This is a genomic window from Bacillus cereus group sp. BfR-BA-01309, assembly GCF_022664315.1.
Classification (GTDB): domain Bacteria; phylum Bacillota; class Bacilli; order Bacillales; family Bacillaceae_G; genus Bacillus_A; species Bacillus_A mobilis.
Genome location: NZ_JAKUHE010000005.1, coordinates 26,148 through 45,372, shown reverse-complemented (window position 1 = coordinate 45,372; position 19,225 = coordinate 26,148). Strand labels below are relative to the sequence as shown.

The window sequence follows — 19,225 nt, the reverse complement described above, 5'->3', positions numbered from 1 at the left end:
TTTGAATGTAACCGCATTTGCACTATTTTTAATCATCGTTCTTGGTACACTCGTTATAACTTATTTTGCATCGAAGAAAACGAAAAATGCGAGTGAGTTTTATACAGCTGGAGGAGGATTAACTGGTTGGCAAAATGGTCTGGCCATTGCGGGAGATTATATGTCTGCTGCGTCTTTTCTTGGTATAGCCGGAGCGATCGCATTAACTGGGTTTGATGGGTTCTTTTATAGTATCGGTTTCTTAGTTGCTTACTTAGTTGTATTATACTTAGTTGCAGAGCCACTTCGAAATTTAGGGAAGTACACGTTAGCAGATATGATTGCGGCGCGTTTTGATGCGAAAAAAGTTCGCGGCGTTGCAGCGCTTAATACGATGACGATTTCAATTTTTTATATGATTGCACAATTAGTTGGGGCTGGTGCACTTATTAAATTATTATTAGGGATCGAATATACGACATCCGTTTTAATCGTTGGTACATTAATGACAGTGTACGTTATATTTGGCGGAATGACTGCGACGAGCTGGGTACAAATTGTTAAGGCTGTATTACTTATGGCTGGTACATTTATTATTTCTGTTATCGTTTTCTCAAAATTTAATTTTAGTGTGACTGAAATGTTCGCTCAAATGAAAACAGCTACACCATTAAAAGATTCATTTTTAAATCCAGGAGTAAAGTATAAAGATGGTCTTGATACGCTATCTTTAAATTTAGGACTAGTCCTTGGTACTGCTGGATTACCACATATTCTTGTTCGCTTTTTTACAGTACGTGATGCAAAAACAGCACGTCAATCTGTTGTATACGCTACGTGGTTAATTGGCGCATTTTATATTATGACGATTTTCTTAGGTTTTGGAGCAGCGGCATTTGTAGGAAATGAGGCGATTATGAAAGCGAATCCTGCTGGTAATATGGCGGCACCTTTATTAGCGAAAGCGTTAGGTGGAGATTTCTTATTTGCATTCGTATCAGCCATTGCCTTTGCAACGATTTTAGCTGTAGTGGCGGGACTTGTATTAACAGCCGCATCAGCATTTGCACATGATTTTTATAATGAAATTATTCGCAAAGGGAAATCAACGGAAAAAGAGCAAGTTTCAATGGCCCGCTATGCGTCTATTGGAGTAGCGGTATTATCCATTATACTAGCGTTATTTGCTCAAACATTAAATGTAGCATTTTTAGTCTCATTAGCATTTGCAGTTGCAGCGAGTGCGAATCTACCAGTAATATTATTCACAATATATTGGAAGCGCTTCAATACAACAGGTGCTATCTCCGGTATGGTTGTTGGTCTTGTATCAGCAATTGTTCTCGTAGCATTAAGTCCAAATGTTTGGAACCCTGTAGCTGGAAAAGCTATATTTGTAGGGGAAGCGATTTTCCCATATACGACACCTGGAATTATTTCAATTCCGCTTGGATTCCTTGCAGCATATTTAGGAACCGTGTTATCTAGTAAGAAAGAAGATGCAGCGAAATTTGATGAGATTCTTGTGAAATCTAATACTGGTCATGGTATTAGTGATGCATCTTCCCATTAAAAAGAGAAGGGCTTTTCGATATATAAGAAAAGCTCTTTTTTTCTTGTAAATATTACTGTAGTGTAAGTAGGATTTTGTCTTAATTTTGTGGAATGAAAATAAGCAGGGAGAAAATTAAATCATCATGGCACCAGCGCAGCTTTTGTGAAAAATAAGTTGTTATGGAAGGTGGAAGAAATGATGAAAACGAAACAGACAGATGAATTGTTAGCAAAAGATGAGCAATATGTTTGGCACGGAATGCGTCCCTTTAGTCCAAGTAGTACAATGGTAGGGGCAAAAGCAGAAGGGTGCTGGGTTGAAGATATACAAGGAAAAAGATATTTAGATGGTATGAGTGGTCTTTGGTGTGTGAATAGTGGATATGGCAGAAAAGAGCTCGCAGAGGCGGCTTATAAGCAATTACAAACATTATCATACTTTCCGATGTCACAATCGCATGAACCTGCTATAAAGCTTGCTGAAAAATTAAATGAGTGGCTGGGAGGAGAGTATGTTATTTTCTTCTCTAATAGTGGTTCGGAAGCGAACGAAACAGCTTTTAAAATAGCAAGGCAATACTATGCGCAAAAAGGTGAACCGCATCGTTATAAATTTATGTCACGTTACCGTGGGTATCATGGAAATACAATGGCTACGATGGCAGCGACGGGACAAGCGCAGCGTAGATATCAATATGAGCCATTTGCTTCAGGATTTTTACATGTAACACCGCCAGATTGTTATCGTATGCCTGGAATAGAAGCAGAGGACATTTATGATGTAGAATGTGTAAAAGAAGTAGATCGCGTTATGACATGGGAATTAAGTGAAACGATTGCAGCTTTTATTATGGAACCAATTATTACGGGCGGAGGCATATTAATGCCACCACAAGACTATATGAAAGCCATTCATGAGACGTGTCAAAAACACGGTGCCTTGCTCATTAGCGATGAAGTAATTTGCGGTTTCGGACGTACAGGGAAGGCATTTGGATTTATGAATTATGATGTGAAGCCAGATATTATTACGATGGCAAAAGGGATTACGAGCGCATATTTACCATTATCAGCGACAGCTGTGAAAAAAGAAATATATGAAGCATTTAAAGGAAAGGGAGAATATGAATTCTTCCGTCATATTAATACATTTGGTGGAAATCCTGCAGCTTGTGCATTAGCACTTAAAAACTTAGAGATTATGGAAAATGAAAATTTAATTGAGCGTTCTGCACAAATGGGCTCGCTTTTATTAGCGCAATTAAAAGAAGAAATTGGAGAACATCCACTTGTTGGGAATATTAGAGGGAAAGGTCTACTAGTTGGAATCGAACTAGTAAATGATAAAGAGACGAAAGAGCCAATTGATAACGACAAAATTGCAAGCGTTGTAAATGCTTGTAAAGAAAAAGGGTTAATTATAGGGCGAAACGGTATGACAACAGCAGGATATAATAACGTCTTAACATTAGCACCACCACTTGTTATTTCGAGTGAAGAAATCGCTTTTGTTGTTGGAACGTTGAAGACAGCGATGGAACGCATTTAATGAATGAAGCGAGCTTGTAGATTACAGCTCGCTTTTGTTTAGTAGGAGGGACTTTTTATGGAGAAGCATGATCTGAGTCAACATTATCACATCGGATATTATGAAGATGGATATGATTTAGAAGTGACGGCGTACAAAAGAATAAATGAACCAGTTTGGGATGCTTATATTCCGCATTATGAGGTAGACGATTTTTATAAGAAAGTGGAGAAAATGAAACTGGGTGAATATACGGATGATTACGGCATTATGGTGTATTCATTTAGTGATGATATTGACGAGGAAGAAGCACGAATTATGTTTGAAAAATGGTTAAAAAAGAACGAGATTGTGTAAAGATAAAATGAAAAGGAGATTGCTATCTTATAAGATAGCAATCTCCTTTTTATTGTAGAAAGCTTATTTACTTGCTTTCATTGCTTTATCTTTTGCACCAAAAGTGTATTTTAACATTGGTGGTGTAATCATTGTAGTTAAAATAACGACAATAACGATAGCTGTAAAGTAATCTTGTGCTAGTAGACCTGAAGAAAGTCCTGTTCCAGCGATGATAAGTGCAACTTCACCACGAGAAACCATTCCAGAACCGATAATGGCAGAAGACTTAGCGTCAAATCCAGTCATTCGTGCACCCAATCCACAACCAATTAGTTTCGTTAATACAGCGATTACTGTTAATGCTAGGATGAACCAAATTTGATTGCCAATACCGTCAAATGTAATATTCATACCGATACTAACGAAGAACACTGGAACGAACATAGCGTAAGCGATTGGTTCTACTTTCTTTTCTACTTCATGTTTGTAGTTCGTTTGAGAAATCGCGATACCAGCTGCGAAAGCACCGATAATACCAGCAATTCCTAATAATTCGCCGAAATATGCGAATGAGAAACAGATGATAAGAGCCGCGCTCACGATAGACTCAGATACGCGTAGTGGTGATAACCAGCGCATAATCGCAGGAACACCTTTCCATCCGATTAAAATAATAGAAGCGAAGAATACAACTTTCTTCAAGATAATCATTGTTAAGTTAACATCATCTGTACCTAAGAAGCTCATTGCAAATGCTAATAGAATAACGACAAGAATGTCATCAAATACAGCTGCGCCTAGCATAGTTGTACTTTCACGTGTTTTCATCTTTCCTAAATCGCGAAGTGTTTGTACGGAAATACTAACACTTGTCGCACATAGAAGTAATCCTAAAAATACAGCATTTCCTTGTTCCATTCCGATAACAAGACCAGAAACGTAACCACCTATGAATGGAAGAAGGATACCTCCAAGTGCAACTGCTAAAGAAGAATTACGATTTGCGTTTAATTCCTCTAAGTCTGTTTCAAGTCCTGCCATAAACATTAAAAGAATAACACCGACATTACTTAATTGTGTTAGAAGCTCTGAATTTTCAATCCAACCTAATATAGCTGGACCGATAACGATACCGACAATTAATTTACCTAGTACAGAAGGTTGACCTAATCTAACACTAAGATCACCAGCGAGCTTTGTACTTAATAAAATAAGTGCAATTTGAAAGAAAAATTCGAAATCCATCGGATCCTCTCCTCATCATTTTTATTTTTATCATACGATTTCTCGGAATTTGCCTAATGAAAATATGTAAAACCCATTAAACAAAGGGTCTGATTACAAGTTCTTTTGAACTTGTAATTTGAACCTGTAATTAATATATAATAAAATGTATGAAAAATCAATGAAAAAATAGCAGATTTTCATGATAGGATTCGATTTAGGTATGGAGAGAATCACTATATAATAAGAAGAAATAAGGATATATTTTTTATGAATTGGAGAAGGGTATATGTTATTAAATAAACGTTTTACAATTGGAGAAATGGCAAAAATGCAAAATATAGCGGAATCTACTCTACGCTATTATGATGAAAAGGGGATTTTTCATCCGTCCATTGTGGACCCGAAAACAAATTATCGCTACTATACAATCGATCAATTTTCACTATTAGATACGATTAAATTTTTACGCCAATTAAATATTCCATTAAAGGAAATTAAGAAATATATTGATGAAAGAAATCCAGCATACGCACTCAATTTACTGGAAAAACAACAAGAAATGATGTTGAAAAAACAAAGAGAAATTGAGTATGCTTTGGCGAAAATGGAGCATAGAATTCATTTAATTAAGGAAGCAACAAAAGTAAAAGCTGAACAAATGGTAATTAAAGAGATCCCGCAGCGAAAGATAACAGCCATTGCTGTTGCCCCGAATACGACGGATGATATGTTTGAGTACTATATTCATTCGCTGCAAAAAAATATGAAACAAATGGATGATAGTTTATTTTCTGGAGATATCGGTGTAACGGTGGCAAAGAAAGGATTAATGCAAAATGAGTTTCAAGCGTATAGCAGTGTTTTTATTCTGCTGGATTACATGCCTTTTCAAATGCATAGTTCAGATGAAATTAAAGAAGGTATATTTGCCTGTGTATATCACCATGGACCATATGAAGAAACGGATGAAACATATAAGAAGGTAATGAAATATATTGATCAAGAAGGATACGAAGTAAGTGGAGATGCGATTGAGATTGCATTAATTGATTGGTCTGTAACAGAAAATCCAGAGGAGCAAGTAACAGAAATTCAAATTCCTATCATGAAAAAACAAAGCAATAAGTTGTAGGGCTCGTATCATAACAAATTGGCATCAAACACAATAATTAAGTTACCTATTTTTTAATTCTCTATTGACCTTCAAGTAACTTTAAGGTTTAAACTGTGAACAGAGCATTGAAAAAAGGAGCATTTATATGATGGAAACAACAGAAAAGTTAAGAGAAAAACCGATAAAAAGTTTATTTATTTCATATTTAATACCAGCTGTTCTTGGAATGGTATTAATGTCAGTTAATATTGTGATTGATGCGGTTATGATTAGTAGAGGAGTTGGAGCAAATGGATTAGCAGGAGTAAACGTGGCTATTCCAGCGTTTTCAATTTTCTTCTCTATTTCATTATGGATTGGAATGGGCGGGGCAACGTTATATTCCATTGCACTAGGTGAAAATAAAGTAGAAAGAGCAAGGTCTATTTTTACGCAATCTATGACGGTAGCAGTAATGATCGTAGGTGTGTTAGCAGCGATTTGCTTATGGAGAATAGAAGATATAGCATACTTATTCGGTGCAAACGAAGTGATTTTACCGTATGCGTTAGACTATTTACACGTATTATTAACGTTTGGAATGATATACGTGTTAGAAAATATTTTAAGTACATTTATACGAAATGATGGAAATCCTAATTTAGCGATGGCAGGTCTAGTTGTAACGGCTGTATTAAATATAGTGTTTGACTATATCTTTATTTTTATCTTTGGATGGGGCGTAACAGGTGCTGCTTCAGCGACTATTCTTTCGGCAACGATCGGTTTCCTTGTATTATTAACGCACTTCTTTAGAAAAAGTAGTATTTTAAAGTGGACGAAATTCCATTTTGAATGGGATACAGTTAAACAAATTATGATCATAGGTTTCCCGAGCTTTACAGCAGAAAGTACCGTAGCGATTGTAACGATTGGCTTTAATATTGCATTCGTTCAATATGCAGGAGAAGTAGGAGTCGCTTCTTATGCGATGGTGAATAGTATTCACGCTATGACATTACTATTATTCTTCGGTGTCGGTGCTGCATTGCAACCAATCGCTAGTTTCCATTACGGTGCAAATTTATCAGAAAGATTGCGTGAAGGATTAAAGTTCGCTGTAAAAATTGCGGTAGTACTTGGTGGTATTGCAATAATTGTCGGATTATTCTTCGGGAAATATATTATTGGTCTATTTGATGTCCAATCTCCAGAGTTATTGGAGTTAACATTAACGGGTATTAGCTTGTTCTTTATCCAATATGTATTTTTAGGCTACAACATTGTGTATGGAGAGTACTTCCAATCAGTGCGACAAACTACAAAATCAGTGCTTATTATAATGAGCCGAGGGTTACTATTTATTATTCCATTATTATGGATTATGCCAAAATTATTTGGGATAAATGGAATTTGGCTTGTTATGCCAGTAGCTGAAGTATTGACAGCAATTATCGTATTTACGATGAATCGTATGAAACATCCTGTTCCATTAAATATGGCGGGAGAGAAAGAAGCAATATAATGAAGAGAATCCCCTTGAACAAGTAAGGGGATTCTTTTATGCTTTTAAACTAATCGCAAAAGATCCATCTGTTTCTTGAACAGACGCGAAAGCAACGTTTTTAATATTTGTAATTCCTTTTTCTTTTAATTCTTTATATAACCATTTTTCGTCCTTATGAATTAACTTTAAGTTATCGTATTGAATTTGCGAATCAACGATAAGGGCAATTGGTAATCCGGCATACGTAACATCTATGTTCAAATCTTTTGGAGTTAATGGTACAAGCTCACGCTTAGGTAAAATACTAATGGCTCCATTCGCTTCTAAAATAGCGTATTCAATTTCATGAACACTGGGGTATCCTGCGACGCGAAGGTTAGAAAGTAGTTCAGCAATTGGATATCTACTTTTTTGTAAGTTCTCAAAAATAATGTCACCATGTTTAATTAAAATGATAGGATGTCCGAGAATGAAACGATTTAGTTTGTTTAGTAAGCTTAATTTTGTAAGAAGCAAATGCAAACATGTAATAACGACCATACCGAGAAAGGCTTGCAAAGCACCAGAGACTGGTATGGCCTGAAAAGCTAAATAAGATAAAAAGATAATAGCACCAAAATCATGAGGAGTTAGTTGGGCTAAAGCTGATTTACCGAGCATCTTAAGTGATAGTAAAAATAAGATAAAAAAGAACGATACGTTACATAAAAAGAGAAGCAATAGAGACACTCCTTCGTGCAAAGTTGTACTTACTTTTCCCGAAAGGAATATAAATATTACTTCCCAGAGGATAAATTAGGGTGAACTGGAATTTGTCTGTATACAAACAAATAAATGGATATTATCATGAAAGAAGCAAAGAACTTAGGAGAATATGGATATGAAAAAGAAGAAAATAATTAAGTATATGATAGGAATTATAATGGTTTGCGCCGTTTATGCGGGATTTTTACAATATAACATTTATAAGCATGGGCAAATGAATGCCACCTACGATGCGGATTATATAATTGTATTAGGATCGAAAGTCAACGGAACGAAACCATCATACTCATTGCAATATCGTATTGATAAAGCAGCTGAATATTTACAATCACATGAGAAGACAATTGCGATTGTATCTGGAGGGAAAGGAAAAGGGGAAGATATTTCAGAAGCATTAGCAATGAAAAATGGATTAATGAAACTAAAAATTGCAGAAGACCGCATTATAATGGAAGATAAATCAACGAGTACAGATGAGAATATTAAATTCTCAAAACCGTTAATTTCGAGCGATATGAAAAAAGGAATGATCGTAACAAACGATTTCCATATGTTTAGAGCGAAAAAAATAGCAGCAAAACAAGGTTTACAATTAGAAGGCCTTCCGGCTGAAACACCGAAGCGAATTGTCATTCCATCGAATATACGAGAGTATTTAGCCATTACGCAATATTGGTTTATGAATCGAATATAGAGAAAATAATCCCGCCTGGAAATCTAGGCGGGATTATTTTTGATGGAAATCTTACAAATATGTCATGTTTGTGAAAGGTAAAGCGATAGTTTCTACAATGGATTCCTGACATAATGAAGATAACAAAAACTATTTAGAGGTGAATCGGATGAAAGGAAATAATATATTATCTTCACTATGTTACTTTAGTATCTTTTTTGCACCATTTTTACTGCCAATTATCGTGTACTTCGTTGCGGAGGATGAAGTGAAATACCACGCGAAAAAAGCATTTTGGTCACATATTTTCCCGTATGCGATTTTATTTGGTGGCTTAGCAGTATCCGGCATATATGGCTTAAGCTTCAATCAATCTGATGGTGCTGGAATTGGAATGATGATCACATATGCGGTGTTCATTCTTGTAGGGATTTATTACTTCATTTGGAATATCGTAAAAGGTATTAAAGTTTTGAAAACAGCGTAGTAAAATAAGGAATAATTCGATGTGAGTTTGTCGTTATTTGTCGGTAAGTCGATATCTCTTGTCGAATCGTCGATATATTCGAAAAATCGTTGATATAGTGCAAGGAATCGCCGATATATTTAAATTATCGCTGATATAATTTCATTTACCGTATTAATAGACGTTTTAAAAAGAGCAATTCAAAAAGAATTGCTCTTTTTGTGCTTATAAGTTGTGAATATTGAAAAAGATATGTTAATTTTTCATTATGAAGAGAAAAAAGGAGTGTTTTTCATGAATGAGATTATACATAAAATGGAGCAACACGTTTCAGTTCGTAAATATAAAGAAGAATCAATTCCGAAAGATGTAGTAGACAGAATGGTACAAGCTGCGCAGCATGCCGCTTCCTCACATTTTGTACAGGCGTATTCAGTTATATATGTAACAGATCAAGACCTAAAGGCTAAACTAGCAGAGTTATCCGGAAATCGTCATGTGAAAAACTGCGCAGCATTCTTTGTTTGTTGTGCAGATTTAAAGCGACTAGAAATGGCATGTGAAAAACACGGTACAGAGATAAAGCATGAAGGAGTAGAAGAATTTATCGTTGCAACGGTAGATGCTTCACTTTTCGCGCAAAACTTAGCGCTAGCAGCGGAATCTTTAGGATACGGTATTTGTTATATTGGTGGTATTCGTAATAATCCGAGAGAAGTAAGTGAATTGCTTCATTTACCAGATAAAGTATATCCTGTATTCGGAATGACAGTTGGTGTACCAGATGAAGATCATGGAGTGAAGCCACGTTTACCAGTAGCAGCAATTCTCCATGAGAATGGATATGATGAAAAGAAATATGATGAATTATTAAACGAGTACGATGAAACGATGAGCTCGTATTACAAAGAAAGATCATCAAATAAGAAGAACGTAACATGGACGGAATCAATGAGTTCGTTTATGGCTAAAGAAAAAAGAATGCATATGAAAGAATTTTTAAGTGAAAAAGGATTTAACAAGAAATGAGTAAAAAGGCAGTCCTGTATGCAGGTCTGCCTTTTTTGGAGGAGAAATATGATTGTCTTCGAATAAGTATAGGGGGAGGAGATAATATGAAAAAAGCATTAATCTTTTTATTTGATGGATTTGCAGAATTTGAAGTGAATATAGCGAGTTTATTTTTAATAAGTAAGGAATTCGAAATAATAACAGCAACAATAGACGGCAAAACAGTTATAGGAGAAGGTGGTTTTTTGTGTCAACCACATGTTTCTATCGAGCTTATTGAAGTAGCGGACTATGAAGTGCTTATCGTACCAGGAGGACATATTTTTGACCATTTAGAAAATGAAAAGTTGTTATCTATCGTGAACGAATTACATAAGCAAAATAAATGGATAGCGGGTATTTGTGCAGGGACATCTTTACTACATGCAGCAGGAGTACTTAATAAGAAGAAATTCTCAACATCATTAACACCAGATGAAAAACAATTAGCGCATTTACATGAATGGGAATATAAACAAAATAAAGATATAACCGTTGATGGAAAAATTATAACAGCGGTAGGATCTGCGTACGTTGAATTTGCTGCTGAAATAATGAAGCAGCTCAATTTATTTAATGAAGCTGAAGTGAAGGAGAACTTGCAATACTTTAAAAATGTAACAGCGGTTTGTGATGAAACGTTAGTTTAAGTGAAGATAAAAAGCGGCATAATAGCCGCTTTTTATCGTTTAGTTAGTATTTTATTTATGATTTTGTATCTCTAAAATATGTTTTTTATTTATGATGTAAAATACTCCACCACACGTAATAATATAAAGCATCTTTTATATTGAAAAGCTTACTTATAACAAATGTAAACTTTCAATAAGAAGATACATACCCGTACAACTCAAAAGGATATATGTAAATATTTTGAAAATCCGTTGATTAAGCCATTTGAAAATAATTTGACCTATATACAAACCTAGAAATACGATTGGAATAGCATAAAAACTGGATTCCCAAATTGTTTTGTTTGTCCCAGTGAAGAGTATTTGAGTTAGTAGACTAATGAAATATATAAACAGATAAAAGGCTAATGTAGTTGCTCGTAACTTCTCCTTTTTCGTATCAGTTCCTGTAAAATAAAGTAACAGGGGAGGACCTGGCATACCGATACTTGTCGTTAAAAGACCAGATAATCCGCCAACTATGAAATCTCTAGATTTTGTTGATTGAATTTTAAAGTTGCATATTAGCATCAACGTTAATAGTAAGAGCAGGATGCTAATTGCTAATTTAAATGTGTTGATGTTAATGGAAGTGAAAATGATAATACCAAACGGAACACCAACTATGCTTCCGAAAATTAATCTTTTCAGTAGAATAAAATCAATGTCTGTTCTTATTTTCCAAATGAGTGATATGGAAATAATTAATGATAAAATAATATTTATTTGAATAGCTTCTTGTGGTAGAAATAGCATGAGTAAGAAAGGTGTTGCCATAATAGAAAAGCCAAAACCTGTACTTGTTTGTAAAATAGAAGCTACTAATATAATACATATGAAAGTGAATATAATCTCCAAAATAACCCTCCTACATAATCAAATCCAATACATATTTTAACATAAAGTGAAACTTAAATCAGTGGGGCTTACTGTCCTTTAAAACGGGAAAAAAGCGGCTAAATAGCCGCTTTTTATGATGCATTTAATATTCCAATGATGATCCTGTAGCCTTAAAATATTTTTCTCGTGAAGGCGTCATTACCCGGATTGCTAATAAACAGGAAAGGAGAAGAATGAGTAACGAGCTAATGATTACAGTAATTTGAACGGAAAGAAATTGTGCGGATGCCCCAATTGCTAAAATGAAAAAGATTTGGATGAAATTTTTTATAGAATCAAATACGCTATCAATCCGTCCTATCATGTCTACAGGGATGTTATTTTGATAAAATGTGATAAAGCCAGTACCAGCAAATGATGAAGAAATGCCCAGTAAAATGAAACCGCCTGCCGCGACTATAAATGAATTTGAAAAGGCGAAAATTACATAACCTATTGCTGTAAAAATCATACCGAATCCGATACAATGTTGAATCGGTAATCGTTTAGCAAAGAGAGAAACAAGAAATGAACCAAAAATATATGCAGCACCAGTTATACTAACAAGCATGCTATATTCCATGTCGGATAAAAACAGTACTTGTTTTGTGAATACAACTTCTTGTGAATCGAGCGCCATAGAAACAAGCATAGTGGCTTGAAATAAAACGAATATGAGAATGATGTAAGTTTCCGTTCGAGCGAATGAAAAAACTTGTTTCCAATCACTTCGTAATGTTTGTACGAAAGTATTTGCAACTTCTTCGTTTTGCTTTGTTTGTAGTGTAATGTTTGGTAAGAAATAAATGAGAATAGTAGAAAGTAGAAAGGAAAGTGAGTTGCAGTAAATTACAAAGGATGCTGAGTACGTGGTGAGAAGTATTCCAGCAAGGGCTGGACCGATAATAAAAGCCCCGCTTGTACAAAAGTTATTCCAAGCGTTGAATTGAGCGCGTTCTTCAGCTCGTATGAGCATTGTTCTATAAGAAAATGATGCTGGATCGAAAAATGATGTAGCGATGCGAGTTAAAAAGATAAAAATATAAATGGCCCAAATAGAATCAAATAGTGGAATACAGCCAATGAGAGCTGCCCGAATTATATCTGTGATGAGCATAATGGACCGTTTGTTTAATCGATCTACTATGCTACCAGACCATATTTTTGTAACAACGGTCGCAATTGGACCTACAATCCATAATCCTGCTACAGCAGCAGGGGAGTTTGTGCTATTTAACACCATTACGTTTAGGGCGATGAGATACATAAAATCACCTAAACGAGAAATTCCTGTTCCTGACAATAATAATAATTTATTTTTCATGAGCAGCTGGACCTTTCTTTCATTGTTTTTTAATTTTGCAGGAAATAGCGTATTCCTCTTCGGAGTTTGATTGACGAGCGGTTTTGTTTTCCCAGCGTAATAAAACTTGTGAAACTTCCCAAGTAAGCTGTTGTAATTCCTCGGGAGTTAAAAATAAATGAGACACAATATGACTACCTGTATTTGTTCCTTCTGTGCCGCTTTCTTCAATATAGAAATGAGCAGATTTTGCCTTGTAATATTTTTCAATAATTCCCCGTTTTTCTTTCGTTTCTACTAATTCAAGTAACCCTCCATCATATAAAATTTGAACGTGATAATGTACGCTACCAGCAGATTTATTTAGTTTAGTAGCTACTTGTTTTGCAGTGAGTGCTTCGTCTTTTAAAAGGTGAAGAATTTGAATGCGAGTTGCGTTGGAAATGAGCTTCTGCTGCTCAGCTGAAATAGTAAGTCTATCGTCAAACATTACGAAATCTCCTTTCTTACAATCTAAATTTATTGTACATTCTAAAAAATTAGAACGTAAGGAAAATAAATCGCCTTTTTCCTTTGAATTTCGACATAAATAAAAATAGCATGTACATAAACATGCTATTAAGTGATAGTGGATTCTTTACTCAGTTTCCCGCGATAGAATAAGTAAAGCCATATAAAACTAACAAAAATACAGCATATAGCCAACAAGGTACCGATAACTTGCGGAGAAAGAACCTCTAGAAGCGCTCCTGTAAAAAACATAGATAACTGAATAAGAGATCCATAAATGGAATAATGGAATGAAAAAACTTTACCCATCATATTTTCCTTCGTGTAAGTTTGAAGTAATGTCGTATCAAGTGGAACGATGATTCCTCCTGCTATGCGCATACAGAGCAATGTAATAATACCGACAATAAGCTGATCGGATAAAATGAATGCGAGAAAGAAAATTCCTTGTAGGAAGTAGGCCCAGCCAAATGCTTTTTTCATTCTTTCTTTATTATGAGATATATAAAGATTAACGAGGAGACTACCCATCATAAGCCCAGCCCCTTGAACCGTATATAAAATTCCGATATTCGTGTGAAAAATTTTTTCGGCATAGATCGTTAGAAGTAGCTGATAAGCACCTCCAATCATGCCCCATGAAATGCCGACAAGAATTAAGGTTAAAATAATTTTAGTTTGTAATATGTATGTATAACCATCTTTTATATCAGTAAAAAATGCTTTTTTCTTATTACAAGTATCATGAGAAGGGACACTCATATTATAAATAAAATAGGCTGAAATAAAGTATGACAGGCTATTTACTAAAAAAGCGAACTCAATATGTAAAGATTGTGCAAGGATTCCGCCTAAAGAAGCCCCCATAATAGACATAAAACCATTCATTATACTAGAAAGAGAGTTAGCAGTTACGAAATGATCTTGGTGTACGATATTTTTTAAGGTTGCTTGTTTAGCCGGCTCAAATAAACAAGAAAGTACAGCTAAACATATATTAGAAATGAAAATAATCTCAATTTTATATAGTGCAAATAAATAAGTGAGGACGATTATGCCTCGTAAAATATCGGTAAAAATCAGAATCTTCTTTTTAGAAAAACGATCTACAACGCCGCCAATGAAAGGGCTAAGAAGAAGTTGAGGTAAACCTTTACTTATAAAAGTTAGTGCGATCATAAACGGAGATTTCGTTATGCTATAGACGAATGTTACTAAAGCTACAGTATGAAACCAATCTCCAAGTACACTTAACGTTTGACCGTAAAATAGTTTTTTGAAGTTATTATTTGTTTTTAGAAGTGTAGAATAAGAAACTGACATAACAAGATTAATCTTTATGTAATAAGGATGCTGGAACTTGTTTTTTCCACTCGCTTAAATACACTTTCTCGGCTGTAGGAAGTCCAACAGGTAATTGTGCAATCAATTCTAAACTATTTCCGTCAGGATCGTTAAAGTATACGGCGGCATGCGCTAATTCAGGAAAAACAATCGGTTCAATTGGTTCCATTCCGAAATCTTTTCGTGCTGAAATGCCTTTTTGATTTAGCCAATGAATCGCATTTTCTAAATCATGTAAGCTTACTTGAAAGGCGATGTGTCGTAAAGAGGGATGATAATTAACTTTATATTCAGTGCCTTCCCAAAGGCCGAGCCAACTTTCATTTTCTTTAATCCAAAAGAAAGCAATATCATCTCCTCTTTTATATAATTTCAGTCCAAGTGATTCATAAAAAGGTATTGATATCTCTAGGTTACGGACAGGTAAATGTGCTTCGTAAAGACCTTTAATCATTGTAATCCTCCTTAGTAAAGTATTTCTTAATTTCATAGTAAACGTTTTTTTATTAGTTGAAATCGCAAAAAAGAGGGATATTCATTCATACGAAAGTATGAAAAAACAGCTCAAATATGAGCTGTTTTCGTATAGTTTTTCGTTCAATTGTTAAGGATAGGATATATTAGTATCCGAATCCGCCGCCACCCCAACAGCTACATCCGATGATGATTAGAAGGATGAATAGTACGATAAGCAAAGCAAATCCACCGCCGAAACCAGCGCAACTTCCACCATAGCTCATATGTTTTCCTCCTTTTGAGTAAGTTAATCTATATAATTCATGGACTACTATATACAATATGTTTTTTGTATGGAAAAGGAGCCAGTCTCTTTTTGAATTAGACAAACGCCTGTATGGTTATTTTGATTGTATGTTGGGCTAGTGATATGTGAATGAATTGTTATATAATTTGCGATTTGTTCATAAAAAATATAAAAATTGTAAAAAAAACCATTTTTATATTTTTTTATGAGAGGATTTGTACTATAATTTTACAAGTAATATTATGGGAAAAGGGAGTTTTAGTAAAGAGATGGAGATGGGAAAATTACACAATAAAATAGAAAACAAAAAGAAAGAGCTAATCCAACTTGTTGCTAGACATGGATTGGAACATGATAAAGTTTTGTTATTTAGCCGAGATTTAGATATACTTATTAATAAGTTTATGAATGTAAAAGATAAATTACATAAATAATTTGTAGTTTTTTATATTAGGATATTTTGCGAAAAAGGAGAGGAAATTATTTGGAACATTTACAAGAAGAGTTATATAAACAAATAAAAGAAGAAAAAGGTATTGTTACAGTTTTTTTAAAGAGTGGCGTTAGAATAGTAGGAGAAATTGTTGCGATAGATAAATTTACCGTTTTAATGTTAGTTGATGGAAAACAACAACTGATTTACAAGCAGGCTGTATCAACGATAATGAAATAAGACACTCAATTTGAGTGTCTTTTCATTATCGTTTGCAAGCTTCCACGTCAATGCCGGCAGCTAATAATTTCTTTTCTCCATCTTGTTCAATCATTTTTTGTAATTTAGATAGGAAAGAATCAAAGTTTGTATGCTTTGCTACTTGGAATGTCATTTTATGCTCAATTGGTAGCCACGTATCAATATCAGCTTCGTTATGCTGGATTTTCACCTCAAGCTTATCAAGTGCGTTGGCAACTTTTGCTTCGTACGTTTCTTTCGCTTCAAACTCCATCCATAAATCATATAATTCCTGACCGAGAGAACCTTTTAATGTTCGTTTAATATTCAAAATGGCTTCTTGCTCATTTATTTGTTTTTGTAATTGTAATTCATGACTATTCATTGTATCAAAAGCAGGAATATCACCAGCTTCAGCTTCGACTAGGTCGTGAATGATAACCATTTTAAGTAATTTTTCAATGTTTACTTTTTGATCTAAATAAGGCTCAACTAAAATGGCCATTAGAGACATGCGCCACGTATGTTCAGCAACACTTTCTTGACGTCCGTTAGAAAGCCAGCTGTGTCGCATTTCATATTTTAGTTTTTCTGCTAGTGCAATGACTTGTAAAATGTTATGTTCCATCGTGATCCTCCTCATATTTCCATACTATAATTCTAATATGGAAATGAAATGTGTCAATTCTATGAGTATATTGCGATAAATAGATGATGAGCGTATAATACTTAATATATGTGAAAACGCATTATTAAAATAAAAAAATGTTTTATAAAAATGAAAAGGGAAGGGCCGGAATATGGGAGACGAAAATCAAGTGTTTGCTAGACCAGAAAGAAAAAAAAGGAAGTTTGATATTTCTAGCCCAGTGGGCATAATAGTAGGTTTTGCTATTGTAATAGCGGCAATTATGATTGGCGGCGGCGGAGTAAAAGCTTTTAAAAACTTTTTAGATGTTTCATCTATTTTAATTGTAATAGGGGGAACAACTGCGACAATTGTTGTGGCATATCGATTTGGAGAAATAAAAAAATATACGAAAAGTATTTTTACTGTTTTACATAGAAAAGAAGAAGATTTAGAACAGTTAACGGATTTGTTTGTCGATTTTTCGAAAAAGTCTAAAAAACACGGTTTGCTTTCTTTAGAAGTTGATGGAGAGCAAGTAGACAATCCTTTTATTCAAAAAGGAATTCGATTAATGTTAAGTGGTTACGATGAAGATGAATTAAAAGAAGTGTTAATGAAAGATGTTGAAACGGAAGTGTATGAGTTAAGAAAAGGGGCAGCATTACTAGATAAAATTGGCGATTTCGCTCCAGCTTGGGGCATGATAGGGACTTTAATCGGTCTTATCATTATGCTTCAAAACTTGCAAGACACATCGCAAATTGGTACAGGGATGGCAGTTGCGATGTTAACGACATTGTATGGGTCAGTACTTGCGAATATGATTGCAATCCCTCTTGCTGAAAAAGTGTATCGTGGTATTGAAGATTTATATACAGAGAAGAAGTTTGTTATTGAAGCGATTTCAGAATTATATCGTGGTCAAATTCCTTCTAAATTAAAGTTGAAACTCGATACATATGTATACGAAACAAAGATAAAAAAGGTAAAACGAGCAGCCTAATATTTCAAGGAGTGGTATGGTTATGATGCAACGACCGCAAAAGGGATCGCCTCGTTGGATGACGACTTTTACAGATTTAACGATGTTATTATTAACTTTCTTTGTATTACTAGTTGCTACATCAAAGCAGGATGCAGTAAAATTGTCACAGATGCTTGAAAAGTTTAGTGACGTGGAGCAAGTAGATGCAAAAGTAATGGAAAATACAATACCAGATATTTCACATGAAAAAAATGATGAAAAAATGATCTCGAAAAAGAGAATGGACGAATTATATAAAAAGTTAAAAGCATATGTAGATAATAACGGTATTAGTCAAGTGAATGTATATCGAGAGGATACGGGAGTAAGCGTCGTTATAGTAGATAATTTAATATTTGATACGGGTGACGCGAACGTTAAACCAGAAGCGAAAGAGATAATAAGTCAATTAGTTGGGTTTTTCCAATCAGTACCAAATCCGATTGTTGTTGAAGGGCATACAGATAGTAGACCTATTCATAATGACAAATTCCCTTCTAACTGGGAGCTGTCTTCAGCAAGAGCAGCAAATATGATTCATCACTTAATTGAAGTGTATAATGTGGATGATAAAAGGTTAGCTGCGGTAGGATATGCAGACACAAAGCCAGTAGTACCAAATGATTCACCGCAAAATTGGGAGAAAAACCGTCGCGTTGTCATTTACATAAAAGAATAGTATATTATCATTTTAATAATAAAATAATGAAAATACGAAAATTCTTTTAAAAAAATATTAAATTTTATCATTTTATTTTGTATAATGAGTGAGAATGATAAGGTGAAATATTAAGATATATTTATACATAGAAGGAGAGAATTAAAAAGAATGGCACATAAAATTTTAGTTGTAGACGATGCGATGTTTATGCGAACGATGATTAAAAACTTATTAAAAAGTAATTCTGAATTTGAAATTATTGGTGAAGCAGAGAATGGAGTAGAAGCAATTCAGAAGTTTAAAGAACTTCAACCGGATATTGTAACATTAGATATTACTATGCCAGAAATGGACGGACTTGAAGCATTAAAAGAAATTATTAAAATTGATTCAAGTGCAAAAGTTGTTATTTGTTCAGCAATGGGACAACAAGGTATGGTATTAGATGCAATTAAGGGTGGGGCAAAAGACTTTATTGTAAAGCCATTCCAAGCAGATCGCGTAATCGAAGCTTTAACAAAAGTAGCAAACAGCTAATATAGAAGGGGTGCCACAAGGAATCTAAACATTGATAGCGGATATGCG

23 protein-coding genes are annotated in these 19,225 nt (G+C 34.4%); 14 read left to right on the top strand and 9 right to left on the bottom strand.

Annotation, left to right across the window (positions count from 1 at the left end):
* The first annotated feature begins 1 nt into the window (after position 1).
* The 3 genes from MR115_RS11215 to MR115_RS11205 all read left to right on the top strand — a co-directional run bounded on the left by MR115_RS11215 (position 2) and on the right by MR115_RS11205 (position 3,418).
* The gene (locus MR115_RS11215; RefSeq protein WP_242241272.1) at positions 2 to 1,552 is read left to right on the top strand and encodes a solute symporter family protein; all 1,551 of its coding nucleotides are present in this window, start codon (positions 2 to 4) and stop codon (positions 1,550 to 1,552) included.
* A gap of 180 nt (positions 1,553 to 1,732) precedes the next feature.
* Positions 1,733 to 3,082: an aspartate aminotransferase family protein gene (locus tag MR115_RS11210; RefSeq protein ID WP_242241271.1), complete on the top strand. Its 1,350-nt coding sequence runs from the start codon at positions 1,733 to 1,735 to the stop codon at positions 3,080 to 3,082.
* 57 nt (positions 3,083 to 3,139) lie between these two features.
* Positions 3,140 to 3,418 (top strand): DUF3986 family protein, encoded by a 279-nt coding sequence (locus tag MR115_RS11205; protein WP_242241269.1) that lies wholly within the window; start codon positions 3,140 to 3,142, stop codon positions 3,416 to 3,418.
* Between the two features lie 63 nt (positions 3,419 to 3,481).
* Here the strand turns inward: MR115_RS11205 and MR115_RS11200 are convergent, their stop codons facing one another.
* Positions 3,482 to 4,645 carry a cation:proton antiporter gene (locus MR115_RS11200; RefSeq protein WP_061680520.1) on the bottom strand — a complete coding sequence of 388 codons (1,164 nt, stop codon included), beginning with the start codon at positions 4,643 to 4,645 and terminating at the stop codon, positions 3,482 to 3,484.
* Positions 4,646 to 4,913: 268 nt separating this feature from the next.
* Between MR115_RS11200 and MR115_RS11195 the strand changes: the two genes are divergently transcribed.
* Together MR115_RS11195 and MR115_RS11190 are read left to right on the top strand one after the other, a co-directional pair.
* Entirely contained in the window at positions 4,914 to 5,759 is an 846-nt protein-coding gene (locus MR115_RS11195; RefSeq protein ID WP_097817789.1) for a MerR family transcriptional regulator, read from the top strand.
* Between the two features lie 130 nt (positions 5,760 to 5,889).
* Positions 5,890 to 7,245 carry an MATE family efflux transporter gene (locus MR115_RS11190; protein WP_242241549.1) on the top strand — a complete coding sequence of 452 codons (1,356 nt, stop codon included), beginning with the start codon at positions 5,890 to 5,892 and terminating at the stop codon, positions 7,243 to 7,245.
* Between the two features lie 36 nt (positions 7,246 to 7,281).
* Here the strand turns inward: MR115_RS11190 and MR115_RS11185 are convergent, their stop codons facing one another.
* Positions 7,282 to 7,947 (bottom strand): DUF421 domain-containing protein, encoded by a 666-nt coding sequence (locus MR115_RS11185; protein ID WP_097864589.1) that lies wholly within the window; start codon positions 7,945 to 7,947, stop codon positions 7,282 to 7,284.
* Between the two features lie 160 nt (positions 7,948 to 8,107).
* Here MR115_RS11185 and MR115_RS11180 point away from each other — a divergent pair, with 160 nt between their 5' ends.
* From MR115_RS11180 to MR115_RS11165, 4 genes are all read left to right on the top strand, one after another.
* Positions 8,108 to 8,686 (top strand): YdcF family protein, encoded by a 579-nt coding sequence (locus MR115_RS11180; protein WP_097817788.1) that lies wholly within the window; start codon positions 8,108 to 8,110, stop codon positions 8,684 to 8,686.
* A gap of 148 nt (positions 8,687 to 8,834) precedes the next feature.
* On the top strand, positions 8,835 to 9,152 hold the full coding sequence (locus tag MR115_RS11175) for a magnetosome magnetite crystal formation protein family (RefSeq protein ID WP_000678044.1): 318 nt from the start codon (positions 8,835 to 8,837) through the stop codon (positions 9,150 to 9,152).
* Positions 9,153 to 9,425: 273 nt separating this feature from the next.
* Complete coding sequence (gene nfsA, locus MR115_RS11170) at positions 9,426 to 10,160, top strand: oxygen-insensitive NADPH nitroreductase (protein WP_242241267.1); 735 nt, start codon at positions 9,426 to 9,428, stop codon at positions 10,158 to 10,160.
* An 86-nt stretch (positions 10,161 to 10,246) separates the two neighbouring features.
* On the top strand, positions 10,247 to 10,831 hold the full coding sequence (locus tag MR115_RS11165; RefSeq protein ID WP_242241265.1) for a DJ-1/PfpI family protein: 585 nt from the start codon (positions 10,247 to 10,249) through the stop codon (positions 10,829 to 10,831).
* A 153-nt stretch (positions 10,832 to 10,984) separates the two neighbouring features.
* Here the strand turns inward: MR115_RS11165 and MR115_RS11160 are convergent, their stop codons facing one another.
* From MR115_RS11160 to MR115_RS11135, 6 genes are all read right to left on the bottom strand, one after another.
* Entirely contained in the window at positions 10,985 to 11,710 is a 726-nt protein-coding gene (locus MR115_RS11160; protein ID WP_097864587.1) for a sulfite exporter TauE/SafE family protein, read from the bottom strand.
* Positions 11,711 to 11,834: 124 nt separating this feature from the next.
* Positions 11,835 to 13,055 (bottom strand): MFS transporter, encoded by a 1,221-nt coding sequence (locus tag MR115_RS11155; protein WP_242241262.1) that lies wholly within the window; start codon positions 13,053 to 13,055, stop codon positions 11,835 to 11,837.
* Positions 13,056 to 13,074: 19 nt separating this feature from the next.
* Positions 13,075 to 13,524 carry an ArsR/SmtB family transcription factor gene (locus MR115_RS11150; RefSeq protein ID WP_132131560.1) on the bottom strand — a complete coding sequence of 150 codons (450 nt, stop codon included), beginning with the start codon at positions 13,522 to 13,524 and terminating at the stop codon, positions 13,075 to 13,077.
* A 128-nt stretch (positions 13,525 to 13,652) separates the two neighbouring features.
* Positions 13,653 to 14,867 (bottom strand): MFS transporter, encoded by a 1,215-nt coding sequence (locus MR115_RS11145; protein ID WP_132131561.1) that lies wholly within the window; start codon positions 14,865 to 14,867, stop codon positions 13,653 to 13,655.
* A gap of 7 nt (positions 14,868 to 14,874) precedes the next feature.
* Positions 14,875 to 15,342 (bottom strand): VOC family protein, encoded by a 468-nt coding sequence (locus MR115_RS11140; protein WP_242241261.1) that lies wholly within the window; start codon positions 15,340 to 15,342, stop codon positions 14,875 to 14,877.
* A gap of 166 nt (positions 15,343 to 15,508) precedes the next feature.
* Positions 15,509 to 15,628, bottom strand: a complete 120-nt coding sequence (locus tag MR115_RS11135) for a YjcZ family sporulation protein (protein ID WP_098872753.1) — start codon at positions 15,626 to 15,628, stop codon at positions 15,509 to 15,511.
* A 238-nt stretch (positions 15,629 to 15,866) separates the two neighbouring features.
* Here MR115_RS11135 and MR115_RS11130 point away from each other — a divergent pair, with 238 nt between their 5' ends.
* Together MR115_RS11130 and hfq are read left to right on the top strand one after the other, a co-directional pair.
* Entirely contained in the window at positions 15,867 to 16,085 is a 219-nt protein-coding gene (locus MR115_RS11130; RefSeq protein WP_071743560.1) for an aspartyl-phosphate phosphatase Spo0E family protein, read from the top strand.
* A gap of 50 nt (positions 16,086 to 16,135) precedes the next feature.
* Positions 16,136 to 16,324 carry an RNA chaperone Hfq gene (hfq, locus tag MR115_RS11125; protein WP_000400662.1) on the top strand — a complete coding sequence of 63 codons (189 nt, stop codon included), beginning with the start codon at positions 16,136 to 16,138 and terminating at the stop codon, positions 16,322 to 16,324.
* A gap of 25 nt (positions 16,325 to 16,349) precedes the next feature.
* Here hfq and MR115_RS11120 read toward each other — a convergent pair whose 3' ends face one another.
* Positions 16,350 to 16,952: an HD domain-containing protein gene (locus MR115_RS11120; RefSeq protein WP_098585644.1), complete on the bottom strand. Its 603-nt coding sequence runs from the start codon at positions 16,950 to 16,952 to the stop codon at positions 16,350 to 16,352.
* Positions 16,953 to 17,124: 172 nt separating this feature from the next.
* On the opposite strand from MR115_RS11120, the gene MR115_RS11115 reads away from it, so the two are divergent.
* From MR115_RS11115 to MR115_RS11105, 3 genes are all read left to right on the top strand, one after another.
* Positions 17,125 to 17,958 carry a flagellar motor protein MotP gene (locus tag MR115_RS11115; protein ID WP_000502146.1) on the top strand — a complete coding sequence of 278 codons (834 nt, stop codon included), beginning with the start codon at positions 17,125 to 17,127 and terminating at the stop codon, positions 17,956 to 17,958.
* Positions 17,959 to 17,980: 22 nt separating this feature from the next.
* A complete protein-coding gene (locus MR115_RS11110; RefSeq protein ID WP_097864583.1) occupies positions 17,981 to 18,658 on the top strand; it encodes an OmpA family protein in 678 nt (225 codons plus the stop codon).
* A 150-nt stretch (positions 18,659 to 18,808) separates the two neighbouring features.
* Positions 18,809 to 19,177, top strand: coding sequence for a response regulator (locus MR115_RS11105; RefSeq protein WP_000940570.1), 369 nt, complete (start codon positions 18,809 to 18,811; stop codon positions 19,175 to 19,177).
* The last annotated feature ends 48 nt before the right edge of the window (positions 19,178 to 19,225 follow it).

What these genes read in the sequence shown, in the direction of transcription:
- MR115_RS11135 (WP_098872753.1), bottom strand. Translation starts at nt 15,628, where the DNA reads ATGAGCTATGGTGGAAGTTGCGCTGGTTTCGGCGGTGGATTTGCTTTG.
- MR115_RS11105 (WP_000940570.1), top strand. Translation starts at nt 18,809, where the DNA reads ATGGCACATAAAATTTTAGTTGTAGACGATGCGATGTTTATGCGAACG.
- MR115_RS11205 (WP_242241269.1), top strand. Translation starts at nt 3,140, where the DNA reads ATGGAGAAGCATGATCTGAGTCAACATTATCACATCGGATATTATGAA.
- nfsA (WP_242241267.1), top strand. Translation starts at nt 9,426, where the DNA reads ATGAATGAGATTATACATAAAATGGAGCAACACGTTTCAGTTCGTAAA.
- MR115_RS11200 (WP_061680520.1), bottom strand. Translation starts at nt 4,645, where the DNA reads ATGGATTTCGAATTTTTCTTTCAAATTGCACTTATTTTATTAAGTACA.
- MR115_RS11195 (WP_097817789.1), top strand. Translation starts at nt 4,914, where the DNA reads ATGTTATTAAATAAACGTTTTACAATTGGAGAAATGGCAAAAATGCAA.
- MR115_RS11190 (WP_242241549.1), top strand. Translation starts at nt 5,890, where the DNA reads ATGGAAACAACAGAAAAGTTAAGAGAAAAACCGATAAAAAGTTTATTT.
- MR115_RS11175 (WP_000678044.1), top strand. Translation starts at nt 8,835, where the DNA reads ATGAAAGGAAATAATATATTATCTTCACTATGTTACTTTAGTATCTTT.
- MR115_RS11145 (WP_132131561.1), bottom strand. Translation starts at nt 14,867, where the DNA reads ATGTCAGTTTCTTATTCTACACTTCTAAAAACAAATAATAACTTCAAA.
- MR115_RS11140 (WP_242241261.1), bottom strand. Translation starts at nt 15,342, where the DNA reads ATGATTAAAGGTCTTTACGAAGCACATTTACCTGTCCGTAACCTAGAG.
- MR115_RS11110 (WP_097864583.1), top strand. Translation starts at nt 17,981, where the DNA reads ATGATGCAACGACCGCAAAAGGGATCGCCTCGTTGGATGACGACTTTT.
- MR115_RS11120 (WP_098585644.1), bottom strand. Translation starts at nt 16,952, where the DNA reads ATGGAACATAACATTTTACAAGTCATTGCACTAGCAGAAAAACTAAAA.
- MR115_RS11115 (WP_000502146.1), top strand. Translation starts at nt 17,125, where the DNA reads ATGGGAGACGAAAATCAAGTGTTTGCTAGACCAGAAAGAAAAAAAAGG.
- MR115_RS11180 (WP_097817788.1), top strand. Translation starts at nt 8,108, where the DNA reads ATGAAAAAGAAGAAAATAATTAAGTATATGATAGGAATTATAATGGTT.
- MR115_RS11165 (WP_242241265.1), top strand. Translation starts at nt 10,247, where the DNA reads ATGAAAAAAGCATTAATCTTTTTATTTGATGGATTTGCAGAATTTGAA.
- MR115_RS11155 (WP_242241262.1), bottom strand. Translation starts at nt 13,055, where the DNA reads ATGAAAAATAAATTATTATTATTGTCAGGAACAGGAATTTCTCGTTTA.
- MR115_RS11210 (WP_242241271.1), top strand. Translation starts at nt 1,733, where the DNA reads ATGAAAACGAAACAGACAGATGAATTGTTAGCAAAAGATGAGCAATAT.
- MR115_RS11150 (WP_132131560.1), bottom strand. Translation starts at nt 13,524, where the DNA reads ATGTTTGACGATAGACTTACTATTTCAGCTGAGCAGCAGAAGCTCATT.